This is a genomic window from Mycobacterium szulgai (assembly GCF_002116635.1).
GTDB lineage: Bacteria > Actinomycetota > Actinomycetes > Mycobacteriales > Mycobacteriaceae > Mycobacterium > Mycobacterium szulgai.
Genome location: NZ_LQPW01000029.1, coordinates 1 through 19,024 on the forward strand (window position 1 = coordinate 1; position 19,024 = coordinate 19,024).

The 19,024-nt window shown below is 66.9% G+C and carries 17 protein-coding genes; 3 read left to right on the forward strand and 14 right to left on the reverse strand.

The annotated features are described in order from the left end of the window. Positions 1–1,046, reverse strand: a 1,046-nt coding sequence (locus tag AWC27_RS32635) for a PE family protein (protein ID WP_281255890.1), incomplete at its 3' end; no start/stop codon positions are given. A 50-nt stretch (positions 1,047–1,096) separates the two neighbouring features. Here AWC27_RS32635 and AWC27_RS06815 point away from each other — a divergent pair. Then, positions 1,097–2,005: an NAD-dependent protein deacetylase gene (locus AWC27_RS06815; RefSeq protein WP_085669801.1), complete on the forward strand. Its 909-nt coding sequence runs from the start codon at positions 1,097–1,099 to the stop codon at positions 2,003–2,005. Here AWC27_RS06815 and AWC27_RS06820 read toward each other — a convergent pair. Continuing rightward, on the reverse strand, positions 1,972–3,240 hold the full coding sequence (locus tag AWC27_RS06820) for a cytochrome P450 (protein ID WP_085669802.1): 1,269 nt from the start codon (positions 3,238–3,240) through the stop codon (positions 1,972–1,974). The two genes, AWC27_RS06815 and AWC27_RS06820, sit on opposite strands and share 34 nt — an antisense overlap. 67 nt (positions 3,241–3,307) lie before the next feature. On the opposite strand from AWC27_RS06820, the gene AWC27_RS06825 reads away from it, so the two are divergent. Further along, complete coding sequence (locus AWC27_RS06825; protein ID WP_085669803.1) at positions 3,308–3,940, forward strand: TetR/AcrR family transcriptional regulator; 633 nt, start codon at positions 3,308–3,310, stop codon at positions 3,938–3,940. A gap of 2 nt (positions 3,941–3,942) precedes the next feature. On the opposite strand, the gene proB is transcribed toward AWC27_RS06825, so the two are convergent. The 12 genes from proB to AWC27_RS06880 form a co-directional block, all read right to left on the reverse strand. Next, positions 3,943–5,049 (reverse strand): glutamate 5-kinase, encoded by a 1,107-nt coding sequence (proB, locus tag AWC27_RS06830; RefSeq protein ID WP_085669804.1) that lies wholly within the window; start codon positions 5,047–5,049, stop codon positions 3,943–3,945. After that, complete coding sequence (gene obgE, locus AWC27_RS06835) at positions 5,049–6,500, reverse strand: GTPase ObgE (RefSeq protein WP_085669805.1); 1,452 nt, start codon at positions 6,498–6,500, stop codon at positions 5,049–5,051. The genes proB and obgE overlap by 1 nt, the downstream gene beginning before the upstream one ends. 27 nt (positions 6,501–6,527) lie before the next feature. Beyond that, positions 6,528–6,788 (reverse strand): 50S ribosomal protein L27, encoded by a 261-nt coding sequence (rpmA, locus tag AWC27_RS06840; protein ID WP_083115580.1) that lies wholly within the window; start codon positions 6,786–6,788, stop codon positions 6,528–6,530. Positions 6,789–6,802: 14 nt separating this feature from the next. Next, the gene (gene rplU, locus AWC27_RS06845) at positions 6,803–7,114 is read right to left on the reverse strand and encodes a 50S ribosomal protein L21 (protein ID WP_085669806.1); all 312 of its coding nucleotides are present in this window, start codon (positions 7,112–7,114) and stop codon (positions 6,803–6,805) included. A 206-nt stretch (positions 7,115–7,320) separates the two neighbouring features. Further along, positions 7,321–10,098, reverse strand: a complete 2,778-nt coding sequence (gene rne, locus AWC27_RS06850) for a ribonuclease E (RefSeq protein ID WP_085669807.1) — start codon at positions 10,096–10,098, stop codon at positions 7,321–7,323. 322 nt (positions 10,099–10,420) lie between these two features. Then, positions 10,421–10,831, reverse strand: a complete 411-nt coding sequence (ndk, locus tag AWC27_RS06855) for a nucleoside-diphosphate kinase (protein WP_083115583.1) — start codon at positions 10,829–10,831, stop codon at positions 10,421–10,423. Positions 10,832–10,956: 125 nt separating this feature from the next. Further along, complete coding sequence (locus tag AWC27_RS30860; RefSeq protein WP_169726738.1) at positions 10,957–11,106, reverse strand: hypothetical protein; 150 nt, start codon at positions 11,104–11,106, stop codon at positions 10,957–10,959. A 266-nt stretch (positions 11,107–11,372) separates the two neighbouring features. Continuing rightward, the gene (locus tag AWC27_RS06860) at positions 11,373–11,750 is read right to left on the reverse strand and encodes a DUF4233 domain-containing protein (RefSeq protein ID WP_085669808.1); all 378 of its coding nucleotides are present in this window, start codon (positions 11,748–11,750) and stop codon (positions 11,373–11,375) included. Next, positions 11,747–13,168 carry a bifunctional tetrahydrofolate synthase/dihydrofolate synthase gene (gene folC, locus AWC27_RS06865; RefSeq protein WP_085669809.1) on the reverse strand — a complete coding sequence of 474 codons (1,422 nt, stop codon included), beginning with the start codon at positions 13,166–13,168 and terminating at the stop codon, positions 11,747–11,749. The genes AWC27_RS06860 and folC overlap by 4 nt, the downstream gene beginning before the upstream one ends. Further along, positions 13,165–15,825, reverse strand: coding sequence for a valine--tRNA ligase (locus AWC27_RS06870; protein ID WP_085669810.1), 2,661 nt, complete (start codon positions 15,823–15,825; stop codon positions 13,165–13,167). Before AWC27_RS06870 ends, folC begins: the two co-directional genes overlap by 4 nt. Before the next feature lie 54 nt (positions 15,826–15,879). Next, entirely contained in the window at positions 15,880–16,524 is a 645-nt protein-coding gene (locus tag AWC27_RS06875; protein ID WP_085669811.1) for a LysM peptidoglycan-binding domain-containing protein, read from the reverse strand. Between the two features lie 12 nt (positions 16,525–16,536). After that, a complete protein-coding gene (locus AWC27_RS06880) occupies positions 16,537–17,796 on the reverse strand; it encodes a saccharopine dehydrogenase family protein (RefSeq protein ID WP_085669812.1) in 1,260 nt (419 codons plus the stop codon). A gap of 65 nt (positions 17,797–17,861) precedes the next feature. On the opposite strand from AWC27_RS06880, the gene AWC27_RS06885 reads away from it, so the two are divergent. Further along, positions 17,862–19,010, forward strand: coding sequence for an FAD-dependent oxidoreductase (locus AWC27_RS06885; RefSeq protein WP_085669813.1), 1,149 nt, complete (start codon positions 17,862–17,864; stop codon positions 19,008–19,010). Positions 19,011–19,024 lie beyond the last annotated feature (14 nt).

A 19,024-nucleotide genomic window follows, 5' to 3' on the forward strand; every position in this document is an offset into this window, starting at 1 on the left:
CCCCCCGTCCCCCCCGCCCCGCCCATCCCGCCATTACCGCCGTGGCCTCCCTGAGCGGGGCCGAGCGGGTTGGCCGCGGTCCCGCCTTGGCCACCGGTCCCGCCCGGCACGCCCGGGCTGCTATCGCCGCCGTTTCCACCTGCGCCCGCGGTGATGGTGCTGGTCGAGACTCCGGAGGTTCTATCTGCGCCGGCGCCGCCGATGCCACCCTGCTGGTTGGGCCCGACGCCGGCGTCGCCCGGTTTACCGTCGGACCCATTCGTGCCGTTCGCGCCGTCGTGCGCGTGGAGGTAGGGTCCGGGCAGCTGGTCGGGATTGGTTCCGGTGGTGCCGGTCGCGCCCTGACCGCCCATCCCACCTGTCCCGCCCGTGCCGAACAAGCCGGCATTGCCGCCGATGCCGCCCGTGCCCCCGGCTGCGCTGAGGGTGCCGATTCCACCTGGCCCACCGGCGCCACCGGCGCCGAAGATCATGCCCCCCGCGCCGCCGCTGCCGCCGGTGCCTCCGATGAGAGTGGCCGTGGCGGGCCCGCCCTGGCCACCGGCTCCGCCGTTGCCGAAAAGCCCGGCCGCACCGCCCGCCCCGCCCGTTCCTCCGGCGACTGTGGTGCTGCCGCCCGCGCCGCCATTGCCGAAGATCAGCCCACCGGCCCCGCCGGGCTGCCCAATCCCGTTCACGACGCCGCCGGGGGCGCCGTCGGCAATCAGCGGCCGTCTCAGCAACAGTTCGGTGGGAGCGTTGATCACATTGAGCAATACCTGCAGTGGTGACACCGCGGCGGCCTCGGCGCCAGCGTAGGAGGTCGCCGCGGCCGTCAACGCCCGCACGAACTGCTGATGGAACGTCGCAACCTGGACACTGACCGCCTGATAACCCTGCGCGTGAGCGCCGAACAGCGCCGCCAGCGCGGCCGAAACCTCGTCGGCCCCGGCGGCCAGCAGGCCGGTAGTCGGAATCGACGCGGCTGCGCTGGCCGCGCGAACGGCGACCCCAATCCCGGCCACATCGGCCGCCGCGTCCGCCAATATCTCTGGAGTTACCGCCATGTAGGACACCGACTACCTCCAACCAACGCCGTTGCCGCCGATTGTGCGGAATGAGCCTTGAGCAAAGCCTGAATCTCCTGGCCAGGCCGCTAGCTAGGGTGGACCATGTGGAGGCGCCAGAACTCGTTTCGCTGCTTGCCGGTCGGCGCACCGCGGTGCTGACCGGGGCCGGCATCTCGACCGACTCGGGCATTCCCGACTACCGCGGCCCCGACTCGCCGCCCAGCAACCCGATGACCATTCGCCAGTTCACCTCGGACCCGGCGTTCCGGCAGCGGTACTGGGCACGCAACCACGTCGGCTGGCGGCACATGGACGACACCCAGCCCAACGCCGGGCATCGGGCGCTGGCCGCGCTGCAGGACGCCGGCGTGGTGGTGGGTGTCATCACCCAGAACGTCGATCTGCTGCACACCAAGGCCGGCAGCACCGACGTGGTCAACTTGCACGGCAGCTACGCGCGGGTGCTGTGCTTGAGTTGCGGCTACACCATTTCCCGCGCCGCACTCGCCGAACAGCTCGAAGCCCTCAACCCCGGATTCATCGAGCGCGCCGAGGCCGTCGGCGGCCTGGCCGTCGCTCCGGACGCCGACGCCGTCGTCGCCGATACGGCCGCGTTCCGCTATCTCGACTGTCCGCGCTGCGCCGGTATGCTCAAGCCCGACATCGTCTACTTTGGCGAAAATGTCCCTAAAAGCCGTGTGGCACACGCCTATTCACTTATCGATAGAGCTGACGCGCTGTTGGTCGCAGGCTCGTCGCTGACGGTATTCTCCGGCTACCGGTTCGTACGGCACGCCGCGGCGCTCGGCATCCCTATCGCAGTCGTCAACAAAGGCCGCACCCGCGGCGACGACTTGGCCACCGTCAAGGTCGACGGCGGCTGCTCGGAGTTGCTGTGCCTATTGGCCGCCGAGCTGCCGGATCAAAACGTGCACGGCATGCGGCGAATGGCGTGAATGAAATTGCCGACCACGTAGGACGGTTCGCCGGCCCGGATATCGGGAACCTGTCGGAGCAATTCGCTGAACAGGGCACGCAATTGCGCCCGCGCCACATGGGCTCCCAGGCAGAAGTGAACTCCGCCGCCCCCGAAGCCAACGTGCGGGTTAGGACTGCGGCCCAGGTCCAGGCGTTCGGGACAGTCGAACACGTCGCGGTCCCAATTGCCCGACGCGTAGAACATCACCACCTTCTCCCCCGCCCTTATCGTCTGACCGCCCAACTCGAAATCGGTTGCTGCGGTGCGGCGGAAGGTCATCACCGGCGTCGCCCAACGGATGAGCTCCTCTACCGCCGCGCCAACCCGCTCCTCGAAAGCCGCGCGCAGCCAAGCCTTTTGGTCGGGAAAGTCGGTCAGCGCCTTTAAAGCGTGGCTGGCGGTTTGGCGAGTGGTGTCGTTGCCGGCCACGGCAAGCAACACGAAGAACGCGGCTACCTCCGCATCGGTCAACCGGTCGCCGTCCACTTCGGCCGTTACCAGGCTGCTGAACAGATCGTCGCCGGGATGTTCACGGCGCTGCGCGGCGAGCGACCCTGCCACTTGATGCAGATAGACCTGATTCTCAAACAGCACCTCGAGCGGGTTGCGTCCGTCGAGGTACTCCGGGTCCGCCCAGGAAACCAGTGCGTCGGCGGCACGCGCCACGCGCTCCCGCTCGGACTCCGGGATCCCCATCATGTCCGACAGCGTGCGCATGGGCAGCTCTTTGGCGCAGTGCTCGACGAAATCGGCACCGCTGCCGGCGGCGCGCAACTCATCGACGATGGCCTTGGCGTTGCGCTGAATGGACTCCTCGATGCGGCGGACCTGCCGCGGGGTGAAGGCGGCGCTGGCCAGCTTGCGCAGCTTGGTGTGCCGCGGCGGATCCATCGCGAGGAAGGATTGCGAGGCCTCCAACAGCTCCTCGGGGATGTTTGCGAACATCACACCCTTGCCGGACAGGAATACCTCGTTGGTGCGGCTGACGGTGACGATGTCGGCGCGCCGGGTGACCGCCCAATAGCCGGGGTCGTCTGGATCCTGCATCAGATCGCCCTCGATTGGAGGCTGCCAGCTGACCGGCCGTTCGGCCCGCAACACGGCAAACGAGCGTTCGCGTTCCGCGGCGGTCGTCGACCAAAACGCCTGCGCCGACAAGTCGATCGCGTCATAGGGACGGGCGGCTGCGACCGTCCCGGAAGAGGTGGCCATGAGACCCGACGATATGCCTAGACATATTGTCTAGTCAATATGTTAAGTGATCCGTTAAGCTCGGCACATGCCGCCCGTGACGCGCAAAACCCAAGCGACACGCCAGCAGCGGCGCGAGCAGATCGAACTGCAGTTGCTCGAGGCCACCGAACGCCTGATGGGTGACGGCACCAGCTTCACCGAGCTCAGCGTGGATCGGCTGGCCACCGAGGCCGGCATTTCGCGGGCCAGCTTCTATATCTACTTCGAAGACAAGGGCGACCTGCTGCGCCGCCTCGCCGGTCAGGTATTCGGCGACCTGTCCACGGCGGGGCAACGCTGGTGGAACGTGTCCTGGCGGCACAACCCCGGCGATGTCCAAGCCGCGATGGCCGACATCATCGCCAGCTATCGCCGTCACCAACCGGTGCTCGTCGCGCTCAACGAAGTGGCCGCCTATGAGCCTGCGACCGCGCAGACCTATCACGATCTGCTGGGCGCCGTCACCGAGCGGATGACCCGGGTCATCGAGGAAGGCCAGGACGACGGCTCAATCCGCCGTGAACTGACCGCGCCCACCACCGCCAGTGCGCTGGTGTGGATGGTCGAGCGGGCCTGCCAGCAGAACCTGCCGGTCAAGCCGCCCGAGTACGACACCGAGCTGGCCGCAACGCTAGCCGAAATAGTTTGGGGCGCACTGTATCTCAAGGCGTCTCGGTAGGCTCAGACGGCAACCAGATCGTCGGCGTGCACGGCCGGGCGGCGCAGCTCGCCGGGCAAGTCGGAGGTGGACCGCCCCATCATCGTGGCGAGCTCTGCCGCGTCATAGGCGACCACACCCCGGGCCACCATCGTGGTGTCGGGTCCACACAGCTCAACCACGTCGCCACCGAAAAAGCGACCCGATACCGCGGTGATGCCCGCGGGCAACAGCGACCGCCGTTGCCGCACGACGGCTCGCACGGCGCCCGCGTCCAGCATCAGCGAACCGGCCGACTCGGCGGCATAGCGCACCCAAAACCGGCGTGCCGACATCCGCTCGGAGCGCGCGGCGAAGACGGTGCCCACCGAGGCGTCCGTGAGCGCGGTCGCGGCATCGGCCGCCGGCGCCAGCAGTACCGGCACCCCGGCGTCGGCCGCCAACAGCGCCGACGACATCTTCGACGCCATCCCACCGGTACCCAGATGGCTACTGCGGCCGGCGATCACACCCTGCAGGTCCGCCGGCCCGGAGACCTCCGGAATGAATCTGGCTCCGGGCGTCTTGCGCGGATCCGAATCGTAGAGCCCATCGATGTCGGAAAGCAGAACCAGGGCCTCTGCCCCCACCAAGTGCGACACCAGCGCCGAGAGCCGATCGTTGTCGCCGAACCGGATCTCATTGGTGGCCACCGTGTCGTTCTCATTGACGATCGCCACCGCATGCAGCGCTCGCAACCGGTCCAGGGTGCGCTGTGCGTTGGTGTGCTGCACCCGCATCGAAATATCGTGCGCGGTCAGCAGCACCTGCCCTACCGTGCGGCCATACCGGGCAAACGCCGCACTCCACGAGTTCACCAGCGCTACCTGGCCGACGCTGGCCGCGGCCTGCTTGGTCGCCAAATCGTTTGGGCGACGGGATAATCCGAGAGGTTCGATACCTGCCGCGATGGCACCCGAGGACACGATGACGACGTCGGAGCCGGCCTTCATCCGCGCCTCGATCGCGTCGGCGAGTTGGGCCAGACGGCCGGCGTCGAACATCCCCGAGGGCGTGGTCAGCGCCGTGGTCCCGACCTTTACGACCAGTCTTCGCGCGGTCCGCACGGCTTCCCGATGCGGGCTGGCCATCAACCGTCACCGTCTTTCACGTCACGCTCGCGGCGCTGCTTGCGAGCGGCCTTGCGCTCGGCGGCGCCGACCCGCTCGTTGCGTTCCAGCCGCACATCGGTGCCCCGGCCGGTCCGCACGACGTGGTCGCCCGTGGGTGTTTGCGGTTCCCAGTCGAACGTCATCTCGCCGATCGTCACCGCGCAGCCGGGTCGGGCGCCCAGTCGCAGCAGTTCCTCCTCGACACCCAAGCGCGCTAAGCGATCGGCGAGATAGCCGACGGCCTCGTCGTTGTCGAAGTTGGTCTGGCCGATCCAGCGCTCGGGCCGCGCGCCGGTCACTACGAATCCGCCCTCCCCGTCCGGGCGAACGGCGAAGCCGCTGTCGTCGACCGCCACCGGACGAATGACCGGGCGCCGCGGCACGGCCTGTGGCCGGGCGGCGTTGTACTCCGAAATCATTCGCCAGAGCCCAAAGATCAAGGGCTGCAAGTTTTCTCCGGTTGCTGTCGACACGCAGAACACCGGCCAGCCGCGCTGTGCGATGTCGTCGCGGACGAATTCGGCGAGCTCGCGGGCTTCGGGGACGTCGATCTTGTTGAGCACCACCGCCCGGGGCCGCTCGGCCAGGTCACCCAGCGTCGCGTCGCCCTGCAAAGTCGGTGTGTAGGCGGCCAGTTCGGCCTCCAGCGCGTCGATATCGGAGATCGGGTCACGGCCCGGATCGGCGGTGGCGCAGTCCACGACATGCACCAGCACCGCGCAACGTTCGATGTGCCGCAGAAAATCCAGGCCCAGGCCGCGACCCTGGGACGCACCCGGGATCAATCCGGGCACATCAGCGACGGTGAAGGCGTGCTCCCCGGCCGAGACCACACCAAGGTTGGGCACCAGGGTGGTGAACGGATAGTCGGCGATCTTGGGCTTGGCCGCCGAAATGACCGATACCAATGACGATTTCCCGGCCGATGGAAATCCGACCAGGCCGACGTCGGCGACGGTCTTGAGTTCGAGTGTGAGGTCGCGCGCTTGGCCCTGTTCGCCGAGCAGCGCGAAGCCGGGTGCCTTGCGGGCGCGTGACGCCAGCGCCGCATTGCCCAGCCCGCCGCGTCCACCGGCGGCGGCTTCGAAGCGGGTGCCCGCGCCTACCAGGTCGGCGAGCAGCCGGCCGTTCTCGTCGAGGACGACGGTGCCGTCGGGAACCTTGACTTCCAGATCGGCTCCGGCGGCGCCGTCGCGGTTGCTGCCCATGCCTTGCTTGCCGGACGGCGCGGTGATGTGCGGACGGAAATGGAAGTCGAGCAGGGTGTGCACCTGCGGATCGACGACAAAGAAGATGCTGCCGCCGCGACCGCCGTTACCGCCGTCGGGGCCGCCCAGCGGCTTGAATTTCTCGCGATGAACCGAAGCGCAGCCGTTACCGCCGGAACCGGCTCGCGTGTGGATGACGACCCGATCGACAAAACGAGGCATCGGGCTTCCCCTCGCCCACGACGGGTATCAGTCGGTGCTTTGCCCGACGATGCTGACGGTCTTGCGTCCGCCCTTGACGCCGAATTGGACCGCGCCGGCCGCCTTGGCGAACAACGTGTCGTCACCACCGCGCCCGACGTTGACGCCGGGGTGGAACTTGGTCCCGCGCTGGCGGACCAGGATCTCGCCGGCCTTGACGATCTGGCCGCCGAACCGCTTGACGCCAAGCCGCTGAGCGGCCGAATCGCGACCATTGCGCGAGCTGGAAGCGCCCTTCTTGTGTGCCATTTCTGCCGCCTCTGCTACTTGATGCCGGTGACCTTGAGGACCGTCAGCCGCTGACGGTGTCCCTGCCGCTTGTGGTAGCCGGTCTTGTTCTTGAACTTGTGGATCCGGATCTTCGGGCCCTTGGTGTGCTCGAGCACCTCACCGGTCACCGCGACCTTGGCCAGCGCGCCGGCGTCGGTGGTGACCTTGGCGCCGTCGACGAGCAGAGCGACCGGTAGCGACACGTTGGAGCCGGGCTCGGATTCCAGCTTCTCGACCTTGACGACGTCTCCGACGGCGACTTTGTACTGCTTGCCGCCGGTCTTGACGATTGCGTACGTCGCCATCGTTGCTCCTGCCTCTTCTGGTCCGTGTCTCGTTCGTACTCTGCACTCCGCGCGCGTACTAGCGGCGGGGCGCTTGGGTTGGTCTTGGGTGCGGGTTCATAAATCCCGCTGCCGCCGGCCGAAGTCTTGTCACCCGGGCCTGACGACAACTGTCCAAGGGTACTTGACCAGCAGCTACAGGGTCAAACCGGCCCCGGGCTGCGGATTCAGTCCACGTGCATCGGTGGGCCGGCGGGCCGGCCCGCCGCCCGCCGCCGGCGCGGACGTTCGGCGGCCGCGGCTAAGTCCATGGGCTCGGATTCGTCTGAATCAGCATCCTCATCGGCGTCGTCGTCATCTTCCGATTCCGCGAGATCCTCATCGAGGTCGTCGTCATCGTCGTCATCGTCCTCGTCGAGGTCTTCGTCGTCGAGCTCGTCGTCATCATCGAGGTCGTCGAGTTCGTCCTCGTCTTCGTCAGCGTCTTCGGTGTCCTCGAAGTCTTCGCTGTCTTCAGCGTCTTGGAGCTCGCCCGCAACTTGCTCGTCGGCCAGTTCATCGATCGATTCGGTGATCTCCTCATCGGAGACATCGGATTCCTCGTCGCCGCGTTCGGCCATTGAGCCCGCCGCCATCGCCTTGAACATCGGGTGCTCACCCGGAGCGTGCGCCGGGACCTTGGCCACGACACCCTTGTCACTCGGCTCCTCGGCACGGCTCTTTTTCGAACGCCGGCTGCGCCGCCCCCCCGACTCGGATTTGCGCCCCGTCGCCGGGGCCGAATCAACAGGATCGGCATGCAACACGATGCCGCGGCCGCTGCAGTTCGGGCACGACGTCGAGAAGGCCTCGATCAGGCCGGTTCCCAACCGCTTGCGGGTCAGCTGCACCAGGCCCAGCGAGGTCACCTCGGAGACCTGGTGGCGAGTGCGGTCGCGGGCCAGCGACTCGGTCAGCCGACGCAAGACCAGGTCGCGGTTGGATTCGAGCACCATGTCGATGAAGTCGATCACCACGATGCCGCCGATGTCGCGCAACCGCAGCTGCCGCACGATTTCCTCGGCCGCCTCGAGGTTGTTCTTGGTGACCGTCTGCTCGAGGTTGCCCCCGGACCCGGTGAACTTGCCGGTGTTGACGTCGATGACCGTCATCGCTTCGGTCCGGTCGATCACCAGCGTGCCGCCCGAGGGCAGCCACACCTTGCGGTCCATCGCCTTGGCCAATTGTTCGTCGATGCGGTGCACCGCGAACACATCCGGACCGGGCTGCCCCTCCTGTCCAGCCGGCTCGTATTTCGTCACCTTCGAAACCAGGTCGGGCGCAACGGAATTCACGTAGTCGTTAATCGTGTTCCAGGCATCGTCGCCGGAGACGACGAGCCCGGAGAAGTCCTCGTTGAACAAATCGCGAATGACTTTGACCAGCACGTCGGGCTCTTCGTACAGCGCTATTGCGGCACCGGAGGCCTTCTGCTTGGTCTCGGTCGCCTTGGCATCGATCTGGTTCCAGCGCTCCTGCAGCCGCGAGACGTCGGCGCGGATGTCGTCCTCTTTAACCCCTTCGGACGCGGTGCGGATGATGACGCCCGCGTCCGACGGCACCACCTCGCGCAAGATCTCCTTGAGCCGCTGACGTTCGGTGTCGGGCAGCTTGCGACTGATCCCGGTCGACGAGGCGCCCGGCACATAGACCAGGTAGCGACCCGCCAGCGACACCTGCGTGGTCAGCCGCGCGCCCTTGTGCCCTACCGGGTCCTTGCTGACCTGCACCACAACGTAGTCGCCGGGTTTGAGCGCCTGTTCGATCTTGCGGTCGGCCCCACCTAATCCGGCGGCCTCCCAATTCACCTCACCGGCATACAGCACGCCGTTGCGGCCGCGGCCGATGTCGACGAATGCTGCCTCCATCGACGGCAGCACGTTCTGCACGATGCCGAGGTAGATGTTGCCCACCAACGATGCAGAGGCAGCAGAAGTCACGAAATGCTCCACGACGATGCCGTCTTCGAGGACGGCGATCTGGGTGTAGCGCGCTCCCGGATGCGGCGCCTCGGTGCGGACCCTGTCGCGCACCACCATGACTCGCTCGACGGCCTCGCGGCGCGCCAGGAACTCGGCCTCGCTCAATACCGGCGGCCGGCGCCGTCCTGCGTCGCGGCCATCGCGGCGGCGCTGCCGCTTGGCTTCCAGCCGGGTAGAGCCGTCGATGCCCTTGATCTCGCTGCCCGCGTCTTCACCATTGCCCGAGCTGCCGGACTTGCCGGAGCGGGGCGCCCGTTCGTGCACCACGGTGTTGGGTGGATCGTCGGGTGCGGGTCCCTCGTCGTTGTCATCGCCGGCACCCGACTTGCGCCGTCTCCGCCGCCGGCGGCGACGGTTGCCCGCCTCCGCGGATCCGTTGTCGTCCTCGCCGTTGTCGCTGTCCTCGGCGTCTTCTGCGTCCTGGTCCTCGCCGGAATCGTCGGTCTCGCCGTCCTCGCCCGCCTGGCCTTGGCCGTCAGCGCCGCCCTGTTCGCCCCGTCCGCGACCGCGCCCGCGACGACCGCGGCGCCGCCGCCGATTCGCCGGCCGGTCGGTCTGTTCATCGTCGTCGTCTGCTTCGAGGTCGTCGCCGTCGTCGGCGGCGGAGTCGTCACCGGGGTCCTCGTCGGCTGCCACCGGTTGCGGAGAAACGAACAGCGGCATGTAGTGCGGCCGCTCCTCGGCAGCCTCCGCCGACGGTGGCTGGGGTTCGCGCACCGGGGTGCTGACCGGGCTGCTGAAGCCCGGGATGTGCGCTAAAGGCTTGCGGAACAACAGATCCCGTACCCGTAGCGCATCCTCCGGGTCCACGCCGGACTGCACATTGCGCACCTGCACGTTGAGCTCGGCAAGGGCTTCGAGCACCTCGGTGGTGGTGTTACCGAGCGCTCGTGCGAGCTGGTGGACTCGCATGCGGCGGTCCGGCAGTTCGTCGTCCTGGGTCGGCTCGTTTGCTGGGTTTGCAGATGGCGCGCCGTCTACCACGTATTCTCCTCAAGCCCCCGGGCGCGTCTTGGCGACGCGGCCACGCGAGGGCTTCGCTATGGGCCCGGGCTGCTTCTCCCGAGCTTGTAATGGTCTCGCCCCGAGCGGCTCAGGGAGAACCCACTCGGCGCCGTGCTGAATGACGGCCTGACATGCCGCGCCGCATCATGAGATGGCGATGGTCGCGCTTGTCTAAGTCTTCATTCGGGTGTCTGCCGCCGGTCTGGCGACGTTCACCCGGAGTCAGTATCCCACATCACTGGGCCGGTTCACGATGCCCTGACCTGGGTGCTCCGCAAACAGCTCTTAGCGCCCCGCGCAACTAGCTGCCGGGAAACCAGAGCGCGATCTCACGCTTGGCCGATTCGGGCGAATCAGAACCGTGCACCAGGTTGAACTGCGTTTCCAGTCCGAAATCACCGCGGATGGTGCCTGGCGTGGCCTTTTCCACCGGGTCGGTGCCCCCGGCGAGTTGGCGGAATGCCGCGATGGCTCGTGGTCCCTCCACTATCGCCGCGACAACCGATCCCGAAGTGATGAACTCCAGCAACGACCCGAAAAAGGCCTTGCCTTCGTGTTCTGCGTAGTGGCTGCTGGCCAGCTCGTCGCTGACCTTCCTGAGCTCGAGCGCGGCGATGGTGAGGCCTTTTCGCTCGATGCGGCTGATGATCTCGCCGATCAACTGGCGTTCGACGCCGTCCGGCTTGATCAGTACAAGGGTCCGTTCGGTCACGGTGCCCAACAGTAGATGGCCGAGGGCACATGCCCCAAAACTTGCCCCAAAACTTGGTGCTCGATCACCGGTCTACATGGATCTGCCCGGGACGATGTCCCGGGCAGATCGTCGATCAGATTGATTTAGACGCCAGTGGCGGGCGCCACCACCGCGGCATCGGCCGGCATCGCCGTCGGGTTACCCATTCCACCGCTAGCGCAGCCTGCCAGCAGGAGCGCCGATGCCGCCGCCAGCGTTGCTCCGAGCAACCGCAGGGTGTTCTTCTTGCTCATCGATGTGCCTTTCCTTTGTTGGAAACATGGTCGTTGCGCTACGGCCACAAGTATCGGATGCTATGCCTTTCCAGCGAAAATAAATATGGCGACATAACCGCTGAAGCGAGCACCCGGCGCCGGCCGCGACGCCGCGCGGTGGAACCTACGCTCTACTGGCTTGACCTGCGTCGCTACCCCATTAGCGGGCTCGTCGCGGGTCATGATTCAAAAGCCGTTCGGGCGGCGGTGAAAGCGAACGTCTGGCAAACTCTGATTTCGCAGCTTCAGTCCGGCGGCGGGCGGCGCAATGCGGACTCCTGGCGCCGCCGGACCTCGGCACGAAAATAAGCGATCAGGGCCCACACACCGGCGAACAGTAAGCCGATGAAGCCCACCCCCGGATAGACCGCGAAGCCCGCCAGAAGCACCAGTTGCACGGCGAGGTTCACCCAAATTGCCCAGGGTTTGCGTTGCACCCCGGTGAGCAGGATCAGCACTACGGCCAGCCCGATCAGGTACCCCAGCGACACCGCGGTCAGCCCACCGCCGACCGCTCCGACTACCGGTATCGCCAGCAGCACCACGATTGCCTCGAGGATCAGTGTCGCGGCCATGACGGCGCCAAAGCTCTTCCAGGGATCGGCCGGTCGTTGGTCGGTCATTGCGGGTCACGACCAAACAGAGTGCGGGCAGCGCCGGCTGTGACAACCGAACCGGTGATGACGATTCCCGCGCCGGCGAAGTCCTCGCCTTCGTCAGCGGCCGCGTCGTCGACCAAAGCCGTTGCCACATCGATAGCGTCGCGCAGGTTCGCCGCCGTGGTCACCCGGTCCGGACCGAACCGCTCCTGCGCCGCCAGCGCCAGCGACTCGACATCCAGGGCGCGCGGCGACCCATTGTGAGTCACCACAACGGCATCGAAGACTGGCTGCAGCGCGGCGAGGATGCCGTCCACGTCCTTTTCGGCCAGCACGCTGATTACACCGACCAGGTAGCGGAAGTCGAACTCGGCGGTCAGGGTTTGAGCCAGCGCGGCAGCACCGGCCGGATTGTGCGCGGCGTCGATCAAAACCGTTGGGGCGCTGCGCATGCGCTCGAGCCGGCCGGGACTGGCGACGGTGGCAAAGCCGGCCCGGACCGCATCGACGTCGAGCTGCCGCTGGGCGCCCGCACCGAAGAACGCCTCGACCGCCGCCAGTGCCAACGCCGCGTTGTGCGCCTGATGTTCACCGTGCAGCGGCAGGTATATGTCGGAGTAGACCCCACCGAGGCCCTGCAATTGGAGCACCTGCCCGCCGACCGCGACCTGCCTGCCAAGCACCGCGAACTCGGAATCCTCGCGGGCGACGAAGGCATCAGCCTTCACCGCTTGGGCCAGCAGAACTTCCATCGCCTCGGGGGGCTGACGCGCGATGACCGCCACGGTGTCCGGTGCGGCGTCGGCGGCCCTGGTGATGATGCCCGCCTTCTCGCCGGCGATCCCGGCGATGTCGCCGCCGAGGTACTCGACGTGGTCAATGCTGATCGGGGTGATGACCGCCACCGGCGCGTTGATCACGTTGGTGGCGTCCCAACGTCCACCCATGCCCACCTCGACCACCGCGACGTCGATCGGCGCATCCGCGAAAGCGGCGAAGGCCATCGCGGTGAGCACCTCGAACTTGCTCATCGCCGGCCCAGCCGCCCCGAACGCACCGGCCTGCGACTGCTCGTCGATCATCTGCACGAACGGCTCGATCTCCCGGTAAGTCGCCACGTATTGTGCTGGGCTGATTGGCTTTCCGTCGATCGAGATGCGTTCCACCGCCGACTGCAGATGCGGGCTGGTGTTACGGCCGGTGCGCTGATTGAGCGCAGTGATCAGCGCGTCGACCATCCGGGCTACCGAAGTCTTGCCGTTGGTACCCGCGATGTGGATGGACGGGTAGCTGTGTTGGGGAGACCCAAGCAGGTCTAGCAGCGCGCTTATCCTGCTCAGGCTCGGTTCGATGCGCGTCTCGGGCCAGCGTTGGTCCAACAGATGCTCGACCTGCAACAGAGATGCGATCTCGTCCGGAGTGGGAGTCACAGCGAAACTCATTGCAGCGCAGCCAGCCTAGCCGTGATTCGCTCGGTTTCCTCCTGCGCCAGCCGCTGGCGATCGCGGATCTTGCCGACGACGGCTTCGGGCGCCTTGGCCAGGAAGTCCGCGTTGCCCAGTTTCGCGGCGGTCGATGCCAGTTCCTTTTGCGCTGCGGCTAAGTCCTTTTCGAGACGACGCCGTTCGGCACCGACATCGATGGTGCCGGAGGTGTCCAGCTCGACAACGACCGTAGCGCGGCTGAGCCGCACTTCCAGTGACACCGACGCGCGAAAGTCCTCCCCCGGTGCGGTGAGCCAGGCCAGCGACGTCACCGCGGGCACCTGGCTAGTCAGGTCCGCCTCGTCTACGCCGCTCAATTGCGCCGGCACCTTCTGCCGATCGGCCAGACCCTGGTCGCTGCGGAACCGCCGCACCTCGGTAACCAGCCGCTGCATATCGGTGACCCGCTGTGCGGCAACTGGATCCAAAGAGATTCCGGACGACTTGGGCCAGTCGGCGATCACCACCGATTCCTGACTCGTCAACGCTTGCCACAGCGCTTCGGTGATGAACGGGATCACCGGGTGTAGTAGTCGTAGCAGGGTATCCAGACCAGTGGCCAGCACGGCGGTGGTGTGGGCGAGCCCGTCGGCAAGCTGCGTCTTGGCCAGTTCGACGTACCAGTCGCAGAATTCGTCCCACGCGAAGTGGTAGAGCGACTCGCAGGCGCGGCTGAATTCGTAGCCGTCGAAGGCCGAATCGACTTCGGCCCTGACTTCTTCCAGCCGTCCCAGAATCCAGCGATCGGCGTCGGTCAGCTCGTCCATCGGCGGTAGCGGCGTCCCGGAAGCCGTGCTCGCGCCGTTCATCAGCGCGTAACGGGTAGCGTTGAACAACTTGGTGCCGAAATTGCGCGACGCCCGCACGGCATCCTCGCTGACCGCCAGATCCCCACCGGGACTGGCGCCGCGAGCCAGTGTGAACCGCAACGCGTCGGCCCCGAACTTCTCCACCCAGTCCAGTGGGTCGATGACGTTGCCCTTGGACTTGCTCATCTTGCGACCGAACTCGTCGCGGATCAGGCCATGCAGGAAGACGTCGGTGAACGGCACCTGTGGGCCCCGCCGACCGCCCAGGGTGATGGCGTCGTCACCGCCGACGAAGGTGCCGAACATCATCATCCGCGCCACCCAGAAAAACAGGATGTCGTAGCCGGTGACCAAAACGCTTGTCGGATAGAATTTTTCCAGCTCCGGCGTCTGCGATGGCCAGCCAAGTGTGGAGAACGGCCACAGCGCCGAGGAGAACCAGGTGTCCAGCACGTCGGCGTCCTGTTCCCAGCCCTCGGGCGGCGCTTCGTCCGGGCCCACGCAGACCTGCTCGCCGTCGGGTCCGTACCAGATCGGAATGCGGTGGCCCCACCACAGCTGCCGCGATATGCACCAGTCGTGCATGTCGTCGACCCAGGAGAACCAGCGCGGTTCCAGGCTCGCGGGATGAATCACCGTGTCCCCGTTACGCACCGCGTCGCCGGCGGCCTTGGCCAGCGATTCGACACGTACCCACCATTGCAGCGACAGCCGTGGCTCGATCGGCTCACCGCTGCGCTCGGAGTGCCCGACACTGTGCAGATAAGGCCGCTTTTCGGCCACTACCCTGCCCTGGGCCGCAAGTGCCTCGCGCACCGCGACCCGAGCCTCGAAGCGGTCCAGGCCGTCGAATTGTGTTCCGGTGTCCACGATTCGGCCCCTGGTGTCCAGGATCGAGGGCATGGGCAGCTGATGGCGCATCCCGATCTCGAAGTCGTTGGGGTCGTGTGCGGGCGTGACTTTGACTGCGCCGGTGCCGAATTCGGGATCCACGTGATCGTCGGCGACGACGATAAGGTCCCGTTCCACAAACGGATGCGGCAAGCTGGTGCCGACCAGATGGCGGTAACGCTCGTCGTCGGGATGCACCGCAATCGCGGTGTCGCCCAGCATGGTCTCCACCCGGGTGGTGGCGACCACGATGTGGGGTCGGGAGTCGTCGAGAGAGCCGTACCGGAACGACACCAGCTCGCCCTCGATATCGAGGTAGTTGACCTCCAGGTCGGAGATCGCCGTCTGAAGCACCGGGGACCAGTTGACCAGGCGCTCGGCCCGATACACCAGCCCGGCGTCGTAGAGCCTCTTGAAGATGGTGCGCACCGCGCGCGACAGGCCCTCGTCCATGGTGAACCGGTCGCGGCTCCAGTCCACTCCGTCGCCCAGCCGGCGCATCTGGCCGCCGATGGCGCCGCCTGACTCACGCTTCCAGTCCCACACCTTCTCGACGAACAGCTCGCGGCCGAAGTCCTCTTTGGTCTTGCCGTCGACCGCGAGCTGCTTTTCCACCACGCTCTGGGTGGCGATACCCGCATGGTCCATGCCCGGCTGCCACAACACCTCGTAACCCCGCATCCGCTTGCGGCGGGTCAAGGCGTCCATCATGGTGTGTTCCAGCGCGTGCCCCATATGCAGGCTGCCGGTCACGTTCGGCGGCGGAAGCACGATCGAATATCCGGGCTTGGTGCTCGTCGGGTCCGCGGTGAAGTAGCCGGCTTCCAGCCACTTCTGGTAGATCGCGTCCTCCATCGCAGCCGGATCCCAGGACTTGGGCAGCTGGTCGTCGGCGGGGCTGGGGCTGGCGGTCACCGGTCAATTCTAGGAACCGCTACTTACGGGCATGTAAGCGCCCAAACCGGGTCTTCAGGGGATCGTGAGCAGCTGTCCGGGATGAATCAGGTCCGGGTTGGCGATACCGCTGGCGTCGGCGATCATCTGGTATTTGCTGCCGTCGCCGTAGAAGCGTTCGGCGATGCCCCACAGGGTATCGCCGGGCTCGACGGTGTACGTGCGGGCAGTGCCCTGCGGAGCAGGCTCGGAGGCCATCTCCGCGCTACCGTCCCCGGCCGGCCCCGAGAGCGGTTCGGCGGCCGGCTCGGCCACGGGTTCGGGCGCGACGTTGGTGGTCACGTCCTGGTTGGCGGGCTGGTCCGCCGGCGGCGGGGGCGGAACGTCACCCTGGGTGTGCGAGGCCCATGCCGCCGTCCCGTCCGCGGCGTAAAGCACCAGGTTGCCGTCGTCCTGCAGCACCAGTCTTACGTTCTTCTTGCCCTTGGTGTCGGTGTGCCAGACCGGTTTATCCGGCGTGTAGAGGACGAAGTTGCCGTCGCCCTGCACTTCGGCCCGCACGACGTCCTGACCGTTGGTCGCCGTGGCCCAGCGGGGTTCGCCTCGGGCGGCCAGCACCAGGTTCCCATCGTCCTGCAGGGTGACGGTGAACGCCCCGTTACTGGAAGTGAGCGACTCCCCACGGCCGAGTTGTTGTCCCTCGTTCAGTGTGTCTGCCATGGCCAGTCCTTCCTACTTCGTTAGCCGCTCGGTCTGCAGCGATACCCCCGCCGCCGGGAATCGCTCGAGCAACGCGTCACCCATCGCGGCCGCCGGCGTCAGCACCCCATGCAGATCGGACAGCTTGTCACGGTCGAACGCCAGCGCCAGACCGCACTCCCCCAACAGCACCGATGTCGCCTTGTAACCCGGATCGCCGCGCTGTTCCATCCGCGCGACGTAGCGAGCACCGCTGGTCGTGGTGGTGTAGGTCTCGATGCGGTAGAAGCCGCGCTCGCGGGCCTTCGCGCTGGGGCCGCTGCCGGGTTTGGGGACGACGCGCTCCACCGCTCGGCGCGGCAGCAGGTTGAAATAGCGGCTACCCAAACCGAACATCGCGTTGGTAGCACCCGTCACGACCGCTGATGCCACGGGCGCCAGCGGCGACGACCCCAGGCTCACAGTTTCGGTGTAGCGAAATTGCCGGCCGTACGCCCAGTCCAGCAACGCGTTACTGCGCCGCACGATCCGGGTGTTGTAGGGCGCCATCGCGAATCCCGCGGTCCACAAGCCTTTCAGTTCCGGAGCAAGCTGACGACCCCGCCGCAACGGCATATCGGGCTGCGGGCCGACTTCGGGTTCCGCGCCACGGTCGGTGGACAGCGTGTAAGGATCGGCGAGTTGACGCCGAGCCTCAGGATCGCTGGAGGCGGTGCTGAATATTTCCAGCATCGAGGCAATGGTTCCGCCGGATGCGCCGCCGCGGAAAGCGCGCACCACGAAGTTGGTGTCCGTAAGCTCTCCTGCGCCGTCGTCGCGTGCCGCCCGGTATAGCGCGTACACGGTCATATCCGATGGGACAGAGTCGAATCCGCAGGCGTGCACGATGCGGGCGCCGGTGTCGGCGGCTTGCTTGTGGTAGTGGTCGATGCTTTCGCGGACGAACATCGCTTCGCCGGTGAGGTCTGCGTAATCGGTGCCCGCGGCCGCGCAGGCGGCCACCAGCGGCGGTCCGTAGCGGGCGTAGGGACCAACCGTAGTGACGACGACCTTGGTGCGGGCGGCCATCTCGTTGAGCGTCGATGGCGACGACGCATCGGCGGTCACCAGCCCCCACGACTGCGCCGGATTCCCCAGGCTGTTGCGCACCGCCTGTAAACGGTCAGCAGAGCGGCCGGCCAGCGCGATGCGCGCGCCGTTGGCGGCTCGGGCCAGATATTCAGCGGTCAGCTTCCCGACGAAGCCGGTTGCGCCGTAGAGGACGATGTCGAATTCACGATCCGGTGCAGTCACTGACCCGACGCTACTACTGCCATCGACGGCCCATCTCAGAGACCATGTCGGGCTAGCTTTAGCCCATGGCCCAACGGATCGCTGTCATCGGAGCGGGCATCGCCGGTTTGGCGACCGCGGTAGCGCTGCAGCAGCGGGGTTACGAAGTCCGCGTCATCGAAGCGCGCACCGACACATCGACCGGTGCCGCCATCAGCATCTGGCCCAACGCGCTCGCCGCGCTCGACGAGCTCGGCCTGGGTGCGGCGATCCGCGAAGCCGGTGGTCGGGTCGCGGCCGGGGCGCTGCGCTGGCGTGACGGTTCGTGGCTGCGCCACCCCGAGAATGAAAAGCTGATCGCCGCGCTCGGTGAGCCATTGGTCGTGGTGCGGCGCTCGAAACTGCGCGACGTGCTTACCTCCGCGCTGGGCGGGGACACCATCGAATACGGACTGGAGGTCAAAGCGCTCGTTGAGACCGCCAGCGGGGTGCGGGTGAGGTTGTCGGACGAGACGGTCCGCGATGCCGACGCAGCGATCGGCGCCGACGGCATCGGCTCGATGGTTGCCCGTCATCTCAATGGCCCGCTGAACCACCGCTATGCGGGCTATACGGCGTGGCGCGGGATCGCGTCTTGTGCCATTGATCCGGAGCTGGCGGGCGGAACCGTTGGGCCGGGGGTGGAAACCGGCCATGTTCCGGCCGGCGCAGGCCACACATATTGGTACGCGACCGAACTCACCCCACCGGGCGGGTTCGCGCCCGAAGGAGAGTTGCCGTACTTGCGGGCGAAGCTGGCCGACTGGCCCGAACCGATCCCGAGCGTGCTGGCGGCGACGGAACCCGCCGAGGTACTGCGCAATGACCTCTATGACCGGACCCCGGCCAGGCAGTGGGCGCAAGGGCGCGTAGTGCTAGTTGGTGATGCGGCCCATCCGATGCGTCCGCATTTGGGCCAGGGCGGCTGTCAGGGAATTGAAGACGCCGCGATCCTGGGGGCTTTCATCGACCGGACGGCCGACCTGGCGACTGCGTTCGCCCGATTCGCCACATTCCGCCGGCCGCGGGTGGCGTCGCTGGTGCGCGAGTCTGCGTTAATCGGCCGCGCGATCAACCTGCGCCCGGCGATTCTCAGCACCGTCGTCTGCCGCGCCGCCGGGCTGGTCCCCGAGGCACGGTTCACCCGGCATCTGGCCTCGGTTGCGGGGCGCGCGGCGTTCACGTTGCCGGTATAAGGACGACGAAGTGC